This is a genomic window from Halobiforma lacisalsi AJ5, assembly GCF_000226975.2.
GTDB lineage: Archaea > Halobacteriota > Halobacteria > Halobacteriales > Natrialbaceae > Natronobacterium > Natronobacterium lacisalsi.
Genome location: NZ_CP019285.1, coordinates 571,792 through 590,986, shown reverse-complemented (window position 1 = coordinate 590,986; position 19,195 = coordinate 571,792). Strand labels below are relative to the sequence as shown.

Here is a 19,195-nt window from a genome sequence, read left to right as displayed (position 1 = left end):
GGGGTCGTGCTAGTCGAGCGTGTCGTAGGTTCTGTCACCGAGGATCTACACCGGCTTGGCGACGGCGAGCGCGTCACGTGTGACGCGCATCGCCGTCTCTTCTGGCGCTTATTTGTTCTCGGTGAACTCGGCTGCAATCGGGATCTTTTGTTCGGTCGAGATGATCGTACAGCCGTAGCTCTGGTAGTACTCATCAACTATGGGACCGTAGCATTTTGATGCATCTTGGTCGGCAGGCATCGCTCTCACATCGGTCGAATCGATGCAGTAGGTCAAGTCGAGCAGGCCGCGCGCCGCGGCCTGCTCGACGGGTCTGCCGAAGAGGTCGTCAACAACGTGTTCGAGATCGGTGAGAAACCGATCGACCGCGTCTCTCGACGGCGGTCGATCGAAGCCACAACTGAGCCAGACAACCGTATTGTGAATCTTTCGCTCAATGGGCCGAATCCCGTAGATGTCCTTGTAGTAGCAGTGAAGAAAGCCACGTATCAGATCTGGTGGTTCGTGGTCTCGTGTTCGCCCGTCTCCGCCGGGGCGAACACGTCGAACTCTCTGAGAGACACGAAGGAGAGATGTTCAAATAGCGTTAGTGTTTCTACCCATTGAAGAACGACTCTACCGAAGGATCATCTTGGAGGGTCGCTGAGCACATGCCACCTCAGCGTTCACCCTGCTCTTTGGTGTGATAATCTTTCTATGACCCCCTCTAGCCCATAGTATGTACCTACTGATCTATTTAAACCTAATTTTATAATAGACAAAAATATAAATGGCTGGATTGAGTAAATTTCCTTTGGATATGGTTAGTAGCGATAAACTGCAGAGAATGGGCCGTCGACGATTCACGAAAGTACTTGCCGGACTCGGTCTTTCAGGTGGAGTCGTCAGTACAATTTCACAAAATACTCTAGCTAAGCTCACTAATGATCCAACTAAGGAGGTGCCACGAGTAACCGGCTACGTTCGGGAAGATCACAACGAATTAGACCCTAATAAACCAGACCCGACTGATTCACCTCCAGAGCGGACGACAATTTATCATACGATATCACGAGACAAATGGGTTCGTATTGAAAGCGCCAACGATGCTCTTGATAAAGTAGCAGAGCGCCTCGAAAAAATAGGAGCCCATAATGTTGCAAGTCCAACAGTATCCTATAGAACAAACGGCCATCATCGTGAAAGAGTTATAAAAGTAACATATGACGAATGGATTGCAGAAAGAAGATCCGAGGAATTGCCTGATGAAGAAAATACTGTATTATCTGCATCGGAAGTATTTAATGAACTCCCTACTGCTGTTGACGGTACTGTTAGTTCTAGCGAATTGAATTTTGAGAGAGGCATCGAAAACATACCAGTGATTTATGAGTCAGAAAGAAGGAAACCAAACGCGTGTGATAGGTCGGGACATAGATGTGCTAAGCGGAGTTCTCGTGATCACTATAACGACATTTACCAAACCAATCCAGTCCCAGCAGGAACCTCTATTGCCAAAAAAGGAGACCCGCTTCATGCTAGTAATGCGTTCCGAATTTATGACCCTGGTTCATCCACAGATGATTGGGGATTCTTGACCTCTGCACATATTATGGCAACTGATGACCATGATGATTCTTCAGATATGGTAGGAGATCCAGTTTATCAACCGTCATATTCAAACTATGTTGGAGATGTCACAGATGCAGCATATTTCTCTATTGATGATGATTATGGATTCTATATAGACGTAGCTTCATTCTCAGTAGCACGGAGCGTAGGAACCGATTATCGCCTTGCGGATGGGGATGGAGGATACGACGAACCAGTCGTTGGTACAGTAGCCCTTGACCAATTAGAAGATATGGCCGAAGACGAAAAAGAAATCTGTCGACAAGGAACTCGCTCTGGAAGATGTTCAAGCACAATATATGACTTCAATACCCGAGTTGACGAAGAGCGGGCCTACTTTCAGACAGACGACCACATAACAGATAATGGTGATTCTGGTGGTCCATACTTTATTAATCATCCTGATAACGATGGACAAGTCCTTGCTGCTGGAATTCACTACGGACCTGAAGACAGCATTGATAGTATAGCGTATGCTGCTGCGGCTGCTGAGAAAGTGCTGAATGTCATGATCAGCTAATAACTCTGTCTAAAGATTTTCAAAATACTTATATATACCTATTACAATTGTGGTTATCCTCAAATCTAACACGTAGCCTGTACATATACAGGTTGCTTTCAATTGAACCGGAATCCGGGCTTGGAGTGTTACATCCGTGGCATTCGTGTCAGTTTTCCACAGAGCGGACATTCGAACGCGGCTTCCTCCGCGTACGGCGTTACCCCCTCCATATCGACGACTTCACCGCGAACGGAGAGGAGGTGCCCAAGTTGCCGTGTTCAGTACTTCCCGACGCGGGCGGTCTGGCGATCGGGGAGGTTGTAGATGCGGACGTTGACTCCGACGATCGACACCTCGTCAAGTCAATTCAACGCGGCCGCCGCAAACTGTCGCATTCGATCGGGCTTCCGGAGGAACTCATCGGCGACTGAGCCGTCCCATGCCTCGAGTTCATGCCAGTCGATCCGGAGTGATCGCTCGTCGGGATACTGTTCGTCACGCTCTTGTGTAGCACATTGTTGCTGAGAGCCTTCTTGCGATTCTCCCGTCTGACCGACAGTCCAAGACTCGACCCGTCTCCCCCTCTACGCGGTGATTGCTGTTCGCTCTCTGGGCGGAGTAACGTATCAACAATCTCCTACGGAAGAGCGATCAACAAAGTGCTACACAAGAGCGTAGGTCGATATTCAACAGAGCAGAATTTCCAGTAATAATTGGTTGTACTTACAAAAACGGGCGGTATAGTAAGCACTGGGTGGCGCGTCACGGCTACGCCGTTGACGCGCTGTTTGTCGATGAACCACGACAGGTCCGATCCCACTATAGCAAACGTTTCGGTATCGGGGCGAGCTACCGTCTCTCCGGGCGACTATCATCTCGAGGACGCAAGATCCCACGAGACATCTGTTGTTCGTCGTACACAGCCTGCTGATTCAGAACGTCTGAGGTCTGCACTGGGAGTATATGGCGACGCCTCGCCGAGGCGGACGTCGCCTCTGGTGGTGGCCGTTCGAAGAGTTGGTTGACATGGTGACTCGGCAGCGTGGACGGCCCTCGCGATGCGTCGGGCTGACCCCGCAAACCGGCCACCGAATGGTTGCTTTCCCCGGTGACCGAGGACGCCCCATCGACCAGTGGCAACACCGTCGCGTCGGCGGCTGATTGCCGACTGCGACAGCCTCTCGTCTCTTGTCGTCGGGTGGATCTACAGAGAGTAGAGTAGACTCTGATTTGTCGGTAAATCACGCTTCAGTGCCAGTTAGCTGAGGCTGATTTGTGAGGTACTGAGTTTTGACGGTCAAAGTCTACGCAGTCATGCGGTACACCAGAGCTAGTAAACCGTATCAGTCCACGACCGAACGAGGGATCGGAACGATCACCGGGGTGGAGTACTGAATCCGAATCCGAATCCGAGCAACGAGGGTTTTTACCTTCGCGTTCGAACCGTTCGGCATGAACTCGAGTTCTCGCCGGCTCCGTACCATGTACATCGTCGGCATCGCGTTGAACGCCGTCGCGCTGGTCGCCGCTGCCTCGAGCGGCGCGACGCTGTATGCGGGTACCTTCGGTCTGATCCTGGTGTATCTGGGGATCCGGTACTGGATGGTCACGACCGACTGACCCGGCCCCACTTCAGGCGTACAATCGTACAGCCGCGGGGCTATCGCCGTTCCGTCCGTGAACGCCCGTATGGCCCTGGAGTCGGTCCCCGCACACGTGGAAACGGTGATCTACCTCTACTTTCTCGTCGTCGCCGGGGTCGGGTGTTTCGTTCATGGACGGCTCTGGCTCGGCGCTCGTGGCGTATCGGCCGACCGCGACGAAGCGGTTCCGAACCCGAACCCTGACCCGGATCCGAACCCTGACCCGGACCCGGATTCGAGTTGAACGGCAAGCGCCCAGCGTCGAGTGTCGTCCCTCGAGAATCGTCGTCCGTCAGGCGTTCGGCGACGGCAATTCCTCCCACGACATGACGTCGCCACCGTGTTCCTCGGCGAACGCCGCCGCTTCGTCACTGTCGGAGAACGGCAGGTGATCCTCGCCCATCGCACCGAAGACGTCGCTGCCGACCACGTACTCGACGGCCGTGACCTCGGCGAACGCCTCGCGGGAAGCGTGACTCGAGATGTACGTCTCGCTTTCGCCCTCGCTGTCGCCCCCGTCGTCGCGCTCGAGCAGGTCGTAGTCGACCGTCGAGTAGTCGGTGACGAACCCCTCCCGAAGCTCCCAGCCGCGCTCTCTACGTCCCTCGTGGTAGGCGACCAGTTCGGTGACGCTGTCGAACCAGGCGGGGCCGTCGCGGTCGTCGGGCTTCCCGTCGGCGTAGAACAGTTGTCCAGCGGGGCCGTAGTGGTCTACGATCGTCATCCCGCAGACGTCACAGGCCTGGCCCTCGGTCAGATCGATCGGCTCCGCCGGCGGCTCCGCGTCGTCGCCGTCGTCGCCCAGACAGCCGGCGAAGGCTGCCGCGAGGGCGCCGCCGGCGAGGAACCGCCTGCGGGTCCAGCCGTCGCCCGTCATAGGCGCCGCCTCCTGATCGCGAGCGCCGCGATCCCGACCGGCAGGACGATCCAGGCGAGCAGTGCGGCCGCGAGCACGCCAGTCGAGAGCCCCGACTGGGCGAGAATGCTTGCGAACCCGGCGTCGCCGCTGGCCCCCAGCGAACCGAGCACGAGCGCCCGGAAGACGCCGGTCGGGTTGGCGAGCAACAGCGCCGACACTGCCGTTTCCGAGAGATCGAGCGCCGCGATCAGCCCCAGCCCGAGCAGGTCGTGGACGAGGACGAACCACGCCCAGACCAGAAGCGAGAGCCCGAGTGCGTGGGTTTTCTCACGGGCCAGCGTCGAGACCAGGACACCCACCGCGAGGAAGGCGAGCCCGAGTCCGACGCTTGCAAGCAGGAAGATCACGTACGCGTCCGCGCCGCCGAGCCCGTGCTCGCGTACGAGGAACCCGCCCGCGACGCCGAAGCCGATGATCGTCGCGCTCGCGAGGACCACGGCTCGCCCGAGTGCCGTTCCGACGACGAGCCAGGCGCGGTCGACCGGCAGGGCGAACAGCGTCTGGAGCCAGCCGCTCTCCTCGCGGCCCACGACGGCGTCGTAGCTGACCGCGAGCGCGACCAGCGGGACGAGATACACCGCGAGCACGGCCAGGCTGGCGACCGTCCGTTCGAACCCCTGCGGGCTGACGCTCGAGCCGCTGAACGTCGTCAGCCCGAGCGCGAAGGCCGCGAAGATAGCCGTCAGCGCGATCGCCCACCGGCCCCGGACCGCGAGCCGGTACTCGGTCTCCGCGACGACCAGCAGCTGTCGGTACCAGACGCCCGAACCCGTTTCCCGGCCCGTCTCGCTCTCGAGAGCGGCGGCGGGAGCCGTGCCGTAGCCGCCGTCGGGCTGGACCGCGTGGTCGGAATCGGAATCGAAATCGGAATCGAAATCGGAATCGAGGTTGCCGTCGGTCATCGCGCCGTCACCTCCGCGGTCGATCGGTCCTCGTCATCCGCGATGGCCCCGTTGCCCTCGCCCGCGATAGCGTCGTGGAACGCCGCCTCGAGACCCGGCTCCCGGACCTCGAACCGCTCGATCAGGTCGCCCTCGAGCGCCGAGAGGCGATCGAAGGCCGTCTCGCGGTCACAGACGACCTCGACGGGTTCGGTTTCCCCGGCGGTGCCGTTTGCAGCTACGGTGACTGTCGCGTCGGCCCACTCGCCGACCGCCTCGAGGAGTCTATCCTGTGCGCCCGCGGCCGGGTGGATGGAAACAGTGACGCCGTCGCCTGCATCGGCCCGCAACTCGTCGACCGGGCCGGCGGCCCGGAGTTGGCCGTCCTGGAGGATCGCGACCTCGTCACAGAGGCGTTCGACCTCCCCGAGCACGTGCGAGGAGAGGACGACGGTGGCGTCGGTCTCGCGGCCGATCCGCTCGATGATCTCGTGGAAGGTGGCGACGCCGCGGGGGTCGAGTCCGGCCGTCGGTTCGTCGAGCACGAGCACCGGCGGCTCCGGAAGCAGGGTTGCAGCGAGTCCGAGCCGACGTCCCATCCCGTTGGAGTAGCCCTCGACCGCGCGGTCGGCAGCGTCGGCCAGCCCGACGGTCTCGAGGGCCTCTTCGATCCGGCGCTCGCGGTCGTCGAGCCCGCGGATGCGGGCGTGGACCGCGAGCACCTCGCGGCCGGTCATCGCGTCGGGGAAGCCGGCGTGTTCCGGCAGGAACGCCACCCGTTCGCGCACCCGGTGGCCCGCTTCCTGGACGTCGAGGTCGCCGACCTCGATCGTGCCGTCGTCGGGCTCGTCGTGGCCGACCAGGAGCTCGAACAGGGTGGTCTTCCCCGCGCCGTTCGTTCCGAGGACGCCGAACGTCGACCCGGACGGGATCGCAAACGAGGGCCCGTCGAGGGCGACGACGTCGCCGTACCGCTTCCGTAGGTCAGTGATCGTGATCTTCATAGTAGTCCCTCCAGTTGTCGTGGGCCGGTTCGGCGAGCGGTCGTTGATCGACGATGCCGGGCGACTCGAGCACCGGGAACGAACTCTCGGCCATCCGCACCGCGTCGAAGGCCGGGCTCTCGGCGAAGGCGGCCGCCTGCGGGCGTTCGTGAACGAGCCGTTCGACGGTGCCGGCGGGGCGGTATCGGGTGTCGCCGATTCCGTCGCCGTCGACGTCGACCGGGCGCGCGTCGGCCCAGTAGTTGCCCCGGTCGGTATCGTTCCAGCTCGTCTGGGAGTTGGTCTCGGCGAAGGCCGCTTCGTCGTTGGCGATGAAGCTGTTGCCGGTCACCACCTCGCCGCTGCTACCGGCGGTGATGTGGACGCCCACGTCGTTCTCGAGCAGGAGGTTGTCGGCCAGGCGGTTGTCCTGGGCGTTGTAGACGTACAGCCCGTTACCGTTGCCGACGAGTTCGTTGCCGACGACCGTGCTGTCCTCGACGTCCTTGAGCAGGATGCCGTGGCCGCTCGTGCCGTCGTTGTTCGCCGCGACGTTGTCCCGCATCGTCAGTTCGTACGACACCATCAGCGCGTAGCCGACGTCGTTGTCGAAGGCGACGTTGTCCTCGAGGACGTTGTCGTTCGAGTACATGTAGTGGACGCCGTAGCGCATGTCCCACATCGCGTTGCCCTCGGCGTGGACGCCCTCGGCCCACTGGTAGTAGATGCCGTCGCGGACGGTCGTGATCGCGTTGTTCCGCAGTTCGGCGTCGGTCGTCTCCCAGAGGTGGATGCCGTTGCCCCGCTGTGAGGTCTCGACGTCCTCGCGGCCGGCGATGAGCGTGTCCTCGACGGTCGCGCCGTCGACGTCGCCGATCCAGACGCCGAAGGCGACGTCGGTCACTCGCAGCGCCGACAGCGTCGCGTCCGAGCCGTTGACGAGGACGCCGCTGTCGTCGACGTTCTTGTCGTAGCCGGAGTTGCGGATCCAGACGTTCTCGAGGGTCACGTCGTCGGCCCGAATCTCGACGACCGTTCCCTCCTCGCCGCCGTCGATCACCGCGCCGTCGCGTTCGGCCGCCTCGAGCGTGACGCCGGGGGTGTCGACGGTGACACGTTCCTCGAACTGCCCCTCGAGGACGACCGTATCGCCGGCTTCGGCGGCGTCGACGGCCGCCTGCGCGGAGTCGAACTCCTGGCCGTCGACCGTCGCGACGCCGTCGCCGGCGGGTTCCTCGACGTCGCGGACGTCGGGCACGTCCGGCCGCCAGTCGTCGACGGTCTCGTCGTCGGCCCCGTCGTCGCTTGCGGCGACGATGCCGCCGGCTACCGCGACGACGAGCACGACCGCGGCGACGAGGACGAAGTAGCGTTCGTTCACGGCGGATCACCGTCCGGTTTCGGCAGGGAGTCGCGCTCGTTCTCGGGGTCCTCGGCTGCGTTCGGTGGCGTGTTCGGTGGGGTTCGGTTCGGATCGGCGTCGACTCCGGATCCACGGCGCGAACCCCCGTCTGTCTCGAGGTGTGGGCGGTCGTCCGGATCGGGGTCGGGGTCGGGGTCGGGTCGGTTCCCGGAACCACCGTTACCGACGCCGGGAACTCGATCCCGGATCCGCCGCCAGCTACTGCGGACCAGCGCGGGCCCGTCGCCGACGGTCGCCCTCGAGTCCCGCAGCCGGAACGCGGCGGCAAGCAGGACGACTGCGGCGATCAGCAGGTACCCGCCCGGACCGAACCAGGCGTTCCCGCTGATGTTGGCGACCTCGTAGCTCCCCAGAAGCGGCGGTGTGAAGCCGGAGACGCCGTTGAGCGGCGCGTCCGGGTCGAGCGTGTGGCCGGCCTGGTAGAGCCGATACTGGATGATCGCTGCCATCGCCGCGAAGACCACGACCGTCCCGGTGAACAGGGCGGCCAACCCGCGCTGGATCTTCTCTTCCGGGAGCACGGAGACGACCGCAGCCACCACTGCCGTCCCGACGAACGCGACCGGGCCGAGGACCCACTCGGGGACCGCGATCGCTTTCTCGTGGACGTCGTAGTTGGGGTCGACGTACACCGGGTCGGGGTAGTAGAACCCGACGTACTTGTTCAGCGAGTGGACCTCCACGTAGTCGCCGCCGATCCGCGGGTAGGCGTAGAGTTCGACGACGAGCGTCTGTACGTACTGCGGTGCCTCGAACGTGATTCGCCACACCGGCATCGTCAGCGCGAGGACGAACAGCACCGCCGCTGTCAGCGTCAGGGCGCGCCGGAGTTCGGACAGCCGCCTGAGTGTGGGCCGGATCGTGGTCATGAATCGATCACTCCGCGGGTTCGACGATCAGTCGCGAGCGCATCTCGAGGTGGAGCGCGCTACAGAAGAACGCACAGTACATCCAGTAGACGCCGGGTTCGTCGGCAGTGAAGGTCACCTCGCGCGTCTCCTGTGGCGCGAGCTTGATGTTGACGTCGTGTTCCGGGATCGCCAGCGAGTGGAGCACGTCGGGCGTCTGCTCGATGTTCGTGACGGTGAAGGTCACCTCGTCGCCCTCCTGGACGGTCACCTCCTGGAAGCCGAACTCGTTGCGCTGGGAGTGCATCTTCACGTGGACGTGGCCGTCCTCGCGGATGATATCGGAGGCGTCCGGCTCGATGTACTCCTCGTCGTAGTCCTCGGGATCGTAGACCTTCGCGGGATCGAGTTTGTCCGCGCTCACGATCGAGGCGTCGTGGGGCTCGGCGTAGGACGGCGTGTCCTTGACGAGTTTCATCCCTTCCTCGTCGTCCCCGATGTAGATCAGCTGGTCGTTCTCGGGGTGCATCGGCCCGACCGGGAGGAACCGATCCTTCGAGAGCTTGTTCAGCGAGATCAGCCAGTCGCCCTGCGGGTCTGCCGTGTACGACTCGGCGGCGATCAGGTGCCCGGGGTTGTAGTGGACGTCGATCTTCTCGACGACGGCGGGCGACTCCTGGTCCCCGTCCTCGGGTTCGTCGTCGGGGTAGGCCTCGACGGCCTCCTCGATGTCCCACTTGACGACCTGCGAGTCGATGAACAGCGTCGTGTAGGCGTGGCCGCGGCCGTCGTAGGCAGTGTGCAGCGGCCCCATCCCGAGGCTCGGCCGGGCGACGATGGCGTCGTTGGGGTCGTCGACCTCCGCGAGTTGCTCGATGTCGATGACCGTCGCGGTCGGGTCGAGTTTGCCGCTTGCGATCGCGTACTGGTTGTCCGGCGTGACGCTGACGCCGTGTGGGCTCTTCGCGACGTCGACGTAGCGGACGATCGGTCGGTCCCCGGAGTTCAGAGGGCTGTCGCGAGTGCCGTCGACGACGGGGACGCCGTTGATCTCCTCGTACTCGCCGGCCTCGACGGCGTCTTCGATTGCAGGGACGTCGAAGGCCTTCACCCAGTCGGTGTCCGAGGCGGACATCCCGCTTTCGGTGGTGGCGCTCTCGCTGTTGTAGCCGGTTGCGAAGAACCACCGCCCCTGCTTGCTGCCGTCCCCGTTGTCCATGTTGCCGTCGACCAGCACTTCCCACTCGACGTTCATCGTCTCGGGGTTGATCGCGGCGATGGTCGACGTGTAGTTCTCCGGGTCGTCGAGGTCCTGCCCGTCGTTGGGCATCGGGACGCGGAACTCGCCGACGCCGAAGACGTACTTCGTGTCCGGCAGCAGGCAACACGCCCCGTGGGTTCCCTGCTGGTTCGGAATGTCGACGATGGCGTCGGTCTCGAAGTACTCGAGGTCGATACGGGCCATCCGGCCGTTGGCCTTGTCGTTGACGAACGCCCAGCGGCCGTCGTAGTCGTTGTCGGTCTGGCTGACGCGCGGGTGGTGGGTGTCACCCCACGAATAGCCGCCCGCGTCCTCTAACATCTCGCTGGTACGGTCGTCGTAGCCGTAGCCGCGGGCGCTCTCCCGGCCGAATACCGGGATACGCATCAACTGGCGCATCGACGGGATCCCGTAGACGCGAATCTCGCCGGAGTGGCCACCCGAGAGGAACGCGTAGTAGTCGTCGTGCTCGCCCGGCGGGACGTAGGAATCGACGTCGCCCGCTGCGGCGAGATCGTCGTCGTCGTCGCTCAACAGGCCGGTACAGCCGGCCAGCGATCCCATCGCCCCGGCGGCCGCACCCGCTTTCATGAAGTCCCGGCGGGGAATCCGCGAGAACAGCGGATCCCGCTTTTCGGCTGTCGTCTCGGAATCGATCGCGTCTCGGTCGTCGGTCGGCGTAGTATCGGACATCGTTGATATATTATGTGTCTGGATTTTGATTGCTGTGCGAGTCTCGGCTCGTTACACTCTCAGCTTGATAAGCCGTGATATTAGGGGCGTCTCGTATTCCTACTTTTCAGTAAGCCGACCGAATACGTTCGTCTCCCCGTTTATGTAGGGTTCGCGCAGGAGGTGGGGTCGGCGACCTCGGGCGGAAGCAGCGAAAAGAACGATCGGTCGAACGCGACGCTTCGCTACTCGCGGAAGATGCGGTACGCACCCTGTCCAGTCGCGACCTCGCGGGTCTCGCCGTCCGGCGTCGTGCTCCGGACGGTCACCTCGCTGACGCCGACGCTCGAGCCCGCGCGGATCACGTCCGCTCGCGCCACCAGGTCGCCCGTCGCGGGTCGCAGGTAGTTGACGTTGAGATTGATCGTCGCGACGCCGCCGGCGAACGGGTCCTCGAGTTCGGTCCGGAGCGCGAGCCCGCCGACGGTGTCGATCAGCGTCGCGGCGATGCCCCCGTGGATGTCCGGACGGCGGCCCTCGTCGCCGTTCGGGCGCGTGTTCGTCAATTTCTCGTCGTAGGGGACTGCGAGCGTCATCGTCCCGGCGCCGACGTCCTCGACCGTCGTCCCGATCCACGAGAGGAACTCCTGGTGTTCGTCGATGTAGTACTGGAGGAACTCCGCGACGTCTTCGGGGCCGGCGTCGGTTCCGCCGTCCATCGCCGCTTCCAGATCGTCCGTCATGCGCTCCCGTCCGACAGCGAGGGTCTTTATCGCTGCGCTTCTCGAGTAGCCGGTTGTCGAGCGTTTCCGGCCTCGTGGACCGTCCGAACGAACTCCTCGATCCGACGGTACTTCAAGAACCTCAACGGCTAGCTACAACGCCGAAGGGGGTTGCGGCCGTACCGTTCGTATGGTCGACCACTCTCGAGCCGAGGGAACGACGGGGGGAGAGCGCGCGCCTGTCCACGAAACGGAGCCACCGACGTACGAGGGGTTGCCCGTGATCGGCAACACCCACCAGCTGGTCCGCCAGCAGGACGGCCTGTTCGAGGCCGCCGCTCGCCGGGGTGACGTCGTCCGTCTGCGGCTCCTGGGGATCGGCGACTTCTACCAGGTGAACCGCCCGGATCTGGTCGAACAGGTCCTCGTCGAGGATCGGGACCGCTTCCGCAAGGCGACGATGAGCCAGGAGGACCTGGGCGACCTGCTCGGACAGGGGCTCGTCCTCAGCGAGGGCGACCTCTGGGAGCGACAGCGCAGCCGGATCCAGCCGGCGTTCTACATGGACCGGATCGCCGACTACGCCGACGCGATGACCGCCGCGGTCCGCGACGCCGCCGACGACTGGGCCGGTTCGCCGGTCGTCTCCGTCGAGGACGAGATGAAGGCGCTGACGCTCCGGATCCTCGCGGAGTCGATGTTCGGCTCGGAGATCGCGTACGAGGAGCGAGGGATCCCCGAAACGGTCCGGGACCTCCAGGAACCCGGCCAGCCGACCAAGCAGCCGGTCGCCAGGATGGTCCCGAAGTGGGTCCCGATCCCGATGTGGCGACGGTACAAACGCGGGATCCGCGAGATGGAGGCGCTCATCGAGGACCTCGTCGAACGCCGCCGGGCGCAGGGCCTCGAGGACCGCGACGACCTGCTCTCGCGGCTGCTGACCGGCACCGACGAGGACGGCGAGACGATGTCCGAACGGCTTCTGCGGGACGAACTGATGACGTTTCTCTTCGCCGGCCACGAGACGACGGCGACCGCGCTCACCTTCACCTGGCTGTTGCTCTCACAGCACCCGTCGGTCTTCGACCGGCTCACGGCGGAACTCGACGCCGTCCTCGAGGACGAGTACGCGACGTTCGCGGACCTGTCGGACCTCGAGTACACGGAGGCGGTGTTGCGCGAGTCGATGCGGCTCTACCCGCCGGTGCCTTCGATCCCGCGGGAGACCACCGAGGAGCTCACGCTCGGCTCGTACGCGCTGCCGGCCGGGGCGACCGTCGCGCCGATGCAGTGGACGATCCACCGCGACGAGCGGTTCTGGGACGAGCCGCGGTCGTTCGAGCCCGAACGGTTCGCCGGAGACGACGGGGACCGGCCGCAGTTCGCGTACTTCCCGTTCGGCGGCGGCCCGCGGCGGTGTATCGGCCAGCAGTTCGCTCTCGTGGAAGGAACGTTGATCCTCGCGACGCTCGCCCGCCAGTACCGGCCGGAACTCGTCTCGGATCCGGACGTCGACCTCTCGGTGAGCATCACCACCCGGCCGCTCGACCCGATCGAGATGCGAGTCAAGCCGCGGGACTGATACGGATCGCCGTCCCGGTTTCCCGGCGCGACCGCGATCTCCTTCGGTCGCGTCGGAACTGACGTACAGCAGTCCGTACGATGCGACGGGAACGGTCAAACGTCCGTTTCACCCTGGAGAAAGCATTTACAGGCGTCGACTGTCGGTTCACTCAACTGATGTCGACCGACATCCCCGCCCGCCGACGAACGTTCCTCGCGCTCACCGGTGCAGTGCTCTCCGCGGCCGCCGGCTGTACGAGCGACGACAGCGCTCGAGACGGCGGAGACGAGACCGAGAGCGGTACCGACCCGGAGAACGGCGGCTTCGACGGCTACGAGCCCCCCGAGTTCCCGCAACTCGAGCCGGTCACCGACCCCGAATCCGAGTACGACCTCGAGATGGACGCCCTCGCCGAGCAGGTGCGGGGGAACGTCGCCTTCTCGCTCGCGGCGCTCGACGAACTCCGGTCGGAGGAACCGGAGGCGAACCTCTTTTTCTCGCCGTACAGCATCTCGGTCGCGCTCGCGATGACCTACGCGAGCGCACGCGACGAGACCGCCGCGGAGATGGCGGAGACGCTGCGGTACGAACTCGCGGGAAGCGGGGACGACGACCGTGCGGACCTCCACGCCGCGTTCGGCGCGCTCGAGGACGAGTTCGAGCGCCGCAACGATGACGGGGCCGAGGTCGAGACCCCGGAGTGGGCCGAAGAGGACGAGGACGACGAAAACGACGGCGACCTCGGGTTCCAGCTCTCGAGCGCCAACGCCGTCTGGGCCGACGAGGGCTACCCCTTCGACGAGGCGTACTTCGACCTGCTCGAGACCTACTACGGCGCTGGCGAGCACGTCGTCGACTTCGCGGGGGATCCAGAGGGAGCCCGCGAGGAGATCAACGCGTGGGTCGAGGACCGGACGAACGATCGGATCGAGGACCTGCTCCCGGAGGACGCGGTGACCACGGCGACGCGGCTCGTGCTCACCAACGCCGTCTACTTCCTCGCGGCCTGGAAGCACGACTTCGATCCCGACGCGACCGAGCCCGGCCCCTTCACCGGGATCGACGGGACCGAGACGGAGGTCGAACTGATGTCCCAGAGCGCGGAACTGCGCTACGCCGAGATCGACGGCCACCAGCTCGTCGAACTCCCCTACGCCAACGGCGACACGAGCATGGTCGTCGTCCTCCCCGCCGAGGGCGAGTTCGAGTCGTTCGAGCGCTCGTTCACCGTCGACCGGCTCGCGACGCTGCTCGAGGAGACTTCCCGTTCCGAGGTCGACCTCACGATGCCGAAGTTCGGGATCGAATCGAAGTTCAGCCTCGTCGAGACGCTCGAGCGGTTGGGGATGAAACGCGCATTCACTTCCGAGGCGAATTTCGGCGGCATGGTCGAGGGCGACGGCGGACTGGCGATCGACGACATCCTCCACCAGAGTTTCGTCGACGTCGACGAGGAGGGGACCGAGGCCGCGGCCGCGACGGCCGTCCTCATGGCGGAGTCGGGCCCGCCGGTTCAGGCGGAGATGACCGTCGACCGGCCGTTCCTGTTCTACGTCCGGGACCGGCCGACCGAGACGCCGCTGTTCGTCGGCCGGGTAGTCGACGGCGAGACGTTGCAAGAGGGATAAGGCGGAATATCAGCGGTCGCTCGTCCCGCTCGAGCGAACCCGTACGGTGACCCGATCACCGACGTCGAACGACCGGTCGGGACAGATCAGTTTCGCGCCGAAGTCGCCGTCCCGAGCGCAAAACGTCGACAGCCCCGTGATCGGATCGCCGTTCGCGGTCACCGTGATCCCGTCCCAGGCGATCGTCCGCCCGTCGTCGCCGACCGTGCCAAGCCGGTCACCGTTCAGCGAGATCGATGCACCCTCGCCCCCGTTCCCGTTTCCGGCCCGGAGCAGCCCACCGCCGTCGTAGTGCGGGATGCCGCCGTCGAGGATCCCGGCGCTATCCGCCCGAACTCCCACGAACGCCTCGCCCGGCGCAGGGTGGGTCGGCGAATCGAGGACGACGTAGGTCTCCCCGGTCTCGACGACAGTTCCGGTGCCGTCCCACTCGAGCGCCCGCAGTTCGACGTCGTCCCCGATCTCGAGCGGGAGCGAGCCCGACGCCCGGTGAAGGTTCTGGTCGGGCCGGCGGAGACCGACGTGGAGGTGGTTGTCGACCCAGGGGGCGAAAAACCCCGCGCGGACGAGTTCGCCGAGCGATTCGCCGGCCTCGACGCGGTCGCCGGCCTCGACCGCGGGATCGACGTGTAACACGCGGGCCACGAGCCCCTCGAGCGCGGCTGGCCCCTCGCAGTCGATCAGGATCAGGTGGTCGTGTTCCGGGGCGTACGACTTCGGCGGCGCGCGGACGGTCTTCGTCTCGCGGACGGTCCCCGAGACGGGGCACGGCGCCTCGGTCGTCCGGCCGTCCCGGAGCGTGCCGGGGTAGAGGTCGATCGCGCGGCCGCCGTCGTGGGCTCGATACGGCGAATTGTACAGCGAGAACCGCGCGTACCAGGACAACACTTCCGCGGGGAGCGTGACGCCTGCGTCCATCTGCGTTCGCGTGCGACTCGGGGTCGGGAGCGTTTAGTCCCGTCGACCCCAACCCCCTCGCATGCGGGTATTTCGGGGCCGCGGGCCGACGATCGAGGCCGACCGCGAGGCGAGCGCGTGCCTGCTCGAGGTCGCGACCGGCGGCGAGCGCGCCGTCCGCGTCTGGACGCCGCACCGGCAACTGGCCTTCGGCAGGCGGGATCGCCGATGCAACGGCTACGACCGGGCTCGAGCGGCCGCGCGTGAGGCAGGGTTTCCGCCGGTGGAGCGCGACGTCGGCGGCCGGGCGGTCGCCTACGACGGTGAGACGACGATAGCGTTCGCCCGCGCCGAACCGATCGAGGACTTCCGACGGGGAACCGACGAGCGGTACGAACGGCTGACCGACGACCTCGAGCGCGCGCTGGCCGGCCTCCCGGGGCTCGATCGAGAGCGGCTGGCGCGGGACGAGCCCCCGGACGCGTTCTGTCCGGGATCACATTCGCTGTCGACGGCGAGCAGTGGGGGTGCCGACCCGACCGCGCTCGCGAAGGTCGCCGGCATCGCCCAGCGGGTCCGACAGGACGCCGCGATCGCGGCCGGCATGGCCGTCCTCGAGTCCGCCTACGGCGCGCTCGGGGTGCCGTTCGATCCCGACTCGGTCGGCTCGATCGCCGCGGCTGGCGGCCCCGCAGAGCCCGACGTCGTCCGGGCGGCGCTCGAGGAGGCGCTCGTCGGCGATCTCGAGCCGTCGGTCGAACCCGTCGCCGCGCTGCTCGACGCGGGCGAGACCGAGGGCTCGTAAGGACCAACGTTTTCGAGGGTCGCCGTGGTTAGCTCACACATGGACGCGAGCGAGGAGTCTGGCGACAGTCCCGTAGGAAGCGCCGCCGACCTGCTGGAGGGGGAGCGATGACGGACCGGAACGGCTCCGACGGCGGCCGGGCCGCGTCGGATCCGCGCTGGGACGAACTGCGGGCGGACGCCATCGGCATCGCCGACCGCTACCGCGAGAACGGCTGGGACGCGCTCGTCCTCGAACCGATCGCGGCGGACCCGGTGCCGAACGCGGAGGCGGAACCGCACCCCGCCGTCGACGGCGTCGAGGGAGGAACCGACTCCGCTCCGCGGGGCGAGTCCCAACCCGGCCTCGAGGCGCGGGTCTCGCGCGAGGAGTACGAGCCGCTCGAGGGACTGGTCGACGCCGACGACGTGACGTTCGGCGACGCGGAGGTGTACTACCGGCCGGCGGAGTCGACCGGGGGAGACGCGAGCGACGAAACCGACCTCGAGGACCGCCGGTTCGTCATCGTCGTCGAACGCGACGGCGAGAGCGAGACCGCGGTCTGTCTCCCGCTGGCCTACTCGATCGGCGAGGCGCGGCCGGTCCTCGAGCGTGCACTCGTCGACGAGGAACTGCTGCTCCGCGTCCGCGCGGATACGGACGAGGAAAACCGGTGGGTCACGTTCTCCCACGAGGATCCGTCGCTGTTCCTCGAGGAGGCGGACGTGCGACGCTGGCGAAACGAGGAGTGACGTCCTCTTTCGGGGCCGTTTCGCCCGAAATAGGATCGACTGGCGTCGACCGGTGGGCGACGGTTAGCTCTCCTCTTCTGTTTCTTCCTCCCGCAACTCCTCGCTCGCTTCACGGACCTCGCGCATCACGCTCGAGATGCGCTCTTCGGCCTCGAGTTCCTCCTCGACCGAGAGGTCGACGCCCTCGACCTCGAGCAGGAACTTCGCGACCTCGGTCGACTCGTACATGACGTCGTCGAGTTCCTCGGCGGTGAAGAAGTCACACATCGCGCCGTAGAGGAAGGTCGCGCCGGCCGTCCGGACTTTCTCCTCGAAGGAGGCCCGCGCCTGGTTGACCGCCTGCGGGGTGTAGGTGTCGGTCATGAAGGGGACGAGTTCGGGCAGGTTCTCGCCGATCTTGGTCATCTCGACGCCCGTCTCGGTCCGGAAGTCCGAGCAGAGGCGGGCGATGGCCCACTCACGGGCCGTGATGTACGTGCGGTCCCGGAGGAACTCGTTGACCCGGTCGTACTGTGCCCCGTCCATCTTCTTGAAGCGGGCGTACTTCTGAACGTCTTCCGGCACGTCGTCGTCCTGCGGTTCGGGGTCCGGTACGCCGGGCATCGAATCATTGCTGCTCTCGGTTGCCGATTCGGTCGCGTCCGGGTTCGTAGCTGCCGACTCATCGTCTACGTCGCCCGAGTCGTCGGCATCCACCGGTCCCGGGTTGTCGGCATTGGACCGATCCGTCGTCTCGTTCCCGTCCATGGAGGGCCATTGCCAAACGGACGGCAAAAGGATTCCCCTCCCCGGCGGGTGAAACTTGTGGGACCTTGTAACGGTTTGTCGATACGGCTAAGTGTATCACAGAACCCGTCATATGAATATTCTCTTCAATTTGAGAATGGGTATCCACGGGAGCGGAAGTTTAGGATTCCATCTAATGCATCAGAAGAGGCGCGACAGAGGTATATTCGGGATGCTCTAAGTGAACTTGAACAGAATATTGTAACGGTCGACAGTGGTGATGTCGTCGACGCAGATCCCGGTTGGGGAGATCCCCTTTTCTTCGCAGTCGATGAAGCTGATGTTGGATCTGGCGACGAAGATGAGGGCATTGCTTTCCCCTTTGACTACTATGGAAAGTTCAATGGTGAATTTGCCCTATATGGAGGAAGAGAGACAAACGAAGAAAACCAGGAATATGGCTGTACAATCGGCTGTACCCAGGTACCTGGATCCGACATGGATAACAGCAATTATGATGGTAGCAGCTACGAAACGGAATGCGAGATTTCACCTTACGGACCATCTGATCTTCCCACCATAACGGATTGGGGGCCAGACGAAGACAACACAACGTATATTGGTAATGTTAGTGTAGATGAGATTTCCTTTGGTGCAGACGCTGGAGGACCTTACGGAGAGGTCACTATCTCTCCTAGTTCAACAGATGTAAGTGCTCAGTACGACGAAACAAACTTCGCAGATGACGGCCCGATCAAGACCCTTTATGAGATCGAAGGAGCAGACGAAGACACGGTGCAAAAACTAGGGAACCCTGCTGTATTTATAACAGACCCTGACAATACTACTATCTGTGATGTATCTCTCACCTGTGCATTTTCTGAAGGAGCCGGTGACTGGCCTAATTCAGAGACGCTCTCGGAAAACATCCGCCGATGGGATCTAGATGAGTAAAAGATAGCATACACTTTCATTTGTTTTTCCCTCTTTGAAAACTCTATTCCCTTAATTCTCAGCAAAAATCCCAATTCTCGGTGATTATTTTAATCAGATTATTCGTCTCCAGAGTTGATTGCTGATTCAATACCTAAAAAGAATCCGTTAATGATAATGAAAAGTCCAGTTATAAGCAATATAGTGACAATCGATATCCCAGTAACACCCAGCGTACTATCTATAAATGAATATTTAGGGTAAGCAATTGAAAATCCTAAATATACAACTATAATTCCGAAAACTACCATCCCTGTAGGTTTCAAATAATTCATGTGTATTTGTTTCGTTTATAACCATTGTGGTTGGAGGGGTAAAAGGTCATCGGGAACTACGATTCGGTTTCGGGATCGGAACTTTCTCCCACAATAATCACATTCTCAGTA

At 63.3% G+C, this 19,195-nt stretch carries 17 protein-coding genes and 2 pseudogenes; 9 read left to right on the top strand and 10 right to left on the bottom strand.

Annotated elements, in window-relative coordinates; genetic code table 11:
- Positions 1–48: 48 nt before the first annotated feature.
- Positions 49–652: pseudogene (locus tag CHINAEXTREME_RS02725) on the bottom strand (IS5/IS1182 family transposase); the annotation flags it as partial.
- A 147-nt stretch (positions 653–799) separates the two neighbouring features.
- Here CHINAEXTREME_RS02725 and CHINAEXTREME_RS21355 point away from each other — a divergent pair.
- The 4 genes and pseudogenes from CHINAEXTREME_RS21355 to CHINAEXTREME_RS02710 all read left to right on the top strand — a co-directional run bounded on the left by CHINAEXTREME_RS21355 (position 800) and on the right by CHINAEXTREME_RS02710 (position 4,000).
- The gene (locus CHINAEXTREME_RS21355) at positions 800–2,131 is read left to right on the top strand and encodes a chymotrypsin family serine protease (protein WP_143095786.1); all 1,332 of its coding nucleotides are present in this window, start codon (positions 800–802) and stop codon (positions 2,129–2,131) included.
- Positions 2,132–2,810: 679 nt separating this feature from the next.
- A pseudogene (locus CHINAEXTREME_RS22120) lies at positions 2,811–3,225 on the top strand (ISH3 family transposase); the annotation flags it as partial.
- A 340-nt stretch (positions 3,226–3,565) separates the two neighbouring features.
- Positions 3,566–3,733: a hypothetical protein gene (locus CHINAEXTREME_RS21350; protein ID WP_156875533.1), complete on the top strand. Its 168-nt coding sequence runs from the start codon at positions 3,566–3,568 to the stop codon at positions 3,731–3,733.
- A 69-nt stretch (positions 3,734–3,802) separates the two neighbouring features.
- Positions 3,803–4,000, top strand: coding sequence for a hypothetical protein (locus CHINAEXTREME_RS02710; protein WP_007142038.1), 198 nt, complete (start codon positions 3,803–3,805; stop codon positions 3,998–4,000).
- A gap of 48 nt (positions 4,001–4,048) precedes the next feature.
- On the opposite strand, the gene CHINAEXTREME_RS02705 is transcribed toward CHINAEXTREME_RS02710, so the two are convergent.
- From CHINAEXTREME_RS02705 to CHINAEXTREME_RS02675, 7 genes are all read right to left on the bottom strand, one after another.
- Entirely contained in the window at positions 4,049–4,633 is a 585-nt protein-coding gene (locus tag CHINAEXTREME_RS02705) for a nitrous oxide reductase accessory protein NosL (RefSeq protein ID WP_007142039.1), read from the bottom strand.
- Positions 4,630–5,577 carry an ABC transporter permease gene (locus CHINAEXTREME_RS02700; protein WP_007142040.1) on the bottom strand — a complete coding sequence of 316 codons (948 nt, stop codon included), beginning with the start codon at positions 5,575–5,577 and terminating at the stop codon, positions 4,630–4,632. Before CHINAEXTREME_RS02700 ends, CHINAEXTREME_RS02705 begins: the two co-directional genes overlap by 4 nt.
- The gene (locus CHINAEXTREME_RS02695; RefSeq protein WP_007142041.1) at positions 5,574–6,560 is read right to left on the bottom strand and encodes an ABC transporter ATP-binding protein; all 987 of its coding nucleotides are present in this window, start codon (positions 6,558–6,560) and stop codon (positions 5,574–5,576) included. The genes CHINAEXTREME_RS02700 and CHINAEXTREME_RS02695 overlap by 4 nt, the downstream gene beginning before the upstream one ends.
- Positions 6,541–7,920 (bottom strand): nitrous oxide reductase family maturation protein NosD, encoded by a 1,380-nt coding sequence (gene nosD, locus CHINAEXTREME_RS02690; protein WP_007142042.1) that lies wholly within the window; start codon positions 7,918–7,920, stop codon positions 6,541–6,543. Before nosD ends, CHINAEXTREME_RS02695 begins: the two co-directional genes overlap by 20 nt.
- Positions 7,917–8,831, bottom strand: coding sequence for a hypothetical protein (locus CHINAEXTREME_RS02685; protein ID WP_007142043.1), 915 nt, complete (start codon positions 8,829–8,831; stop codon positions 7,917–7,919). Before CHINAEXTREME_RS02685 ends, nosD begins: the two co-directional genes overlap by 4 nt.
- A gap of 7 nt (positions 8,832–8,838) precedes the next feature.
- Positions 8,839–10,764: a TAT-dependent nitrous-oxide reductase gene (nosZ, locus tag CHINAEXTREME_RS02680; protein ID WP_007142044.1), complete on the bottom strand. Its 1,926-nt coding sequence runs from the start codon at positions 10,762–10,764 to the stop codon at positions 8,839–8,841.
- A gap of 224 nt (positions 10,765–10,988) precedes the next feature.
- A complete protein-coding gene (locus tag CHINAEXTREME_RS02675) occupies positions 10,989–11,486 on the bottom strand; it encodes a PaaI family thioesterase (protein ID WP_007142045.1) in 498 nt (165 codons plus the stop codon).
- Positions 11,487–11,655: 169 nt separating this feature from the next.
- Here CHINAEXTREME_RS02675 and CHINAEXTREME_RS02670 point away from each other — a divergent pair, with 169 nt between their 5' ends.
- Positions 11,656–13,047 carry a cytochrome P450 gene (locus CHINAEXTREME_RS02670; protein WP_007142046.1) on the top strand — a complete coding sequence of 464 codons (1,392 nt, stop codon included), beginning with the start codon at positions 11,656–11,658 and terminating at the stop codon, positions 13,045–13,047.
- A gap of 158 nt (positions 13,048–13,205) precedes the next feature.
- Positions 13,206–14,657 (top strand): serpin family protein, encoded by a 1,452-nt coding sequence (locus CHINAEXTREME_RS02665; protein ID WP_007142047.1) that lies wholly within the window; start codon positions 13,206–13,208, stop codon positions 14,655–14,657.
- A 9-nt stretch (positions 14,658–14,666) separates the two neighbouring features.
- Here the strand turns inward: CHINAEXTREME_RS02665 and CHINAEXTREME_RS02660 are convergent, their stop codons facing one another.
- Positions 14,667–15,575 carry a hypothetical protein gene (locus CHINAEXTREME_RS02660; RefSeq protein ID WP_007142048.1) on the bottom strand — a complete coding sequence of 303 codons (909 nt, stop codon included), beginning with the start codon at positions 15,573–15,575 and terminating at the stop codon, positions 14,667–14,669.
- 61 nt (positions 15,576–15,636) lie between these two features.
- Between CHINAEXTREME_RS02660 and CHINAEXTREME_RS02655 the strand changes: the two genes are divergently transcribed.
- On the top strand, positions 15,637–16,359 hold the full coding sequence (locus CHINAEXTREME_RS02655) for a lipoate--protein ligase family protein (protein WP_076738694.1): 723 nt from the start codon (positions 15,637–15,639) through the stop codon (positions 16,357–16,359).
- Between the two features lie 107 nt (positions 16,360–16,466).
- On the top strand, positions 16,467–17,090 hold the full coding sequence (locus CHINAEXTREME_RS02650) for a DUF7529 family protein (RefSeq protein ID WP_007142050.1): 624 nt from the start codon (positions 16,467–16,469) through the stop codon (positions 17,088–17,090).
- Between the two features lie 63 nt (positions 17,091–17,153).
- On the opposite strand, the gene CHINAEXTREME_RS02645 is transcribed toward CHINAEXTREME_RS02650, so the two are convergent.
- A complete protein-coding gene (locus tag CHINAEXTREME_RS02645) occupies positions 17,154–17,837 on the bottom strand; it encodes a DUF5806 family protein (RefSeq protein ID WP_007142051.1) in 684 nt (227 codons plus the stop codon).
- 75 nt (positions 17,838–17,912) lie between these two features.
- Between CHINAEXTREME_RS02645 and CHINAEXTREME_RS21995 the strand changes: the two genes are divergently transcribed.
- Complete coding sequence (locus CHINAEXTREME_RS21995) at positions 17,913–18,770, top strand: hypothetical protein (RefSeq protein WP_193790375.1); 858 nt, start codon at positions 17,913–17,915, stop codon at positions 18,768–18,770.
- The last annotated feature ends 425 nt before the right edge of the window (positions 18,771–19,195 follow it).

Bases quoted from the DNA above. Each gene is read 5' to 3' on its own strand.
- CHINAEXTREME_RS21355 (WP_143095786.1), top strand. From the start codon at position 800: ATGGTTAGTAGCGATAAACTGCAGAGAATGGGCCGTCGACGATTCACG.
- CHINAEXTREME_RS21350 (WP_156875533.1), top strand. From the start codon at position 3,566: ATGAACTCGAGTTCTCGCCGGCTCCGTACCATGTACATCGTCGGCATC.
- CHINAEXTREME_RS02710 (WP_007142038.1), top strand. From the start codon at position 3,803: ATGGCCCTGGAGTCGGTCCCCGCACACGTGGAAACGGTGATCTACCTC.
- CHINAEXTREME_RS02705 (WP_007142039.1), bottom strand. From the start codon at position 4,633: ATGACGGGCGACGGCTGGACCCGCAGGCGGTTCCTCGCCGGCGGCGCC.
- CHINAEXTREME_RS02700 (WP_007142040.1), bottom strand. From the start codon at position 5,577: ATGACCGACGGCAACCTCGATTCCGATTTCGATTCCGATTTCGATTCC.
- CHINAEXTREME_RS02695 (WP_007142041.1), bottom strand. From the start codon at position 6,560: ATGAAGATCACGATCACTGACCTACGGAAGCGGTACGGCGACGTCGTC.
- CHINAEXTREME_RS02685 (WP_007142043.1), bottom strand. From the start codon at position 8,831: ATGACCACGATCCGGCCCACACTCAGGCGGCTGTCCGAACTCCGGCGC.
- nosZ (WP_007142044.1), bottom strand. From the start codon at position 10,764: ATGTCCGATACTACGCCGACCGACGACCGAGACGCGATCGATTCCGAG.
- CHINAEXTREME_RS02675 (WP_007142045.1), bottom strand. From the start codon at position 11,486: ATGACGGACGATCTGGAAGCGGCGATGGACGGCGGAACCGACGCCGGC.
- CHINAEXTREME_RS02670 (WP_007142046.1), top strand. From the start codon at position 11,656: ATGGTCGACCACTCTCGAGCCGAGGGAACGACGGGGGGAGAGCGCGCG.
- CHINAEXTREME_RS02665 (WP_007142047.1), top strand. From the start codon at position 13,206: ATGTCGACCGACATCCCCGCCCGCCGACGAACGTTCCTCGCGCTCACC.
- CHINAEXTREME_RS02660 (WP_007142048.1), bottom strand. From the start codon at position 15,575: ATGGACGCAGGCGTCACGCTCCCCGCGGAAGTGTTGTCCTGGTACGCG.
- CHINAEXTREME_RS02655 (WP_076738694.1), top strand. From the start codon at position 15,637: ATGCGGGTATTTCGGGGCCGCGGGCCGACGATCGAGGCCGACCGCGAG.
- CHINAEXTREME_RS02650 (WP_007142050.1), top strand. From the start codon at position 16,467: ATGACGGACCGGAACGGCTCCGACGGCGGCCGGGCCGCGTCGGATCCG.
- CHINAEXTREME_RS02645 (WP_007142051.1), bottom strand. From the start codon at position 17,837: ATGGACGGGAACGAGACGACGGATCGGTCCAATGCCGACAACCCGGGA.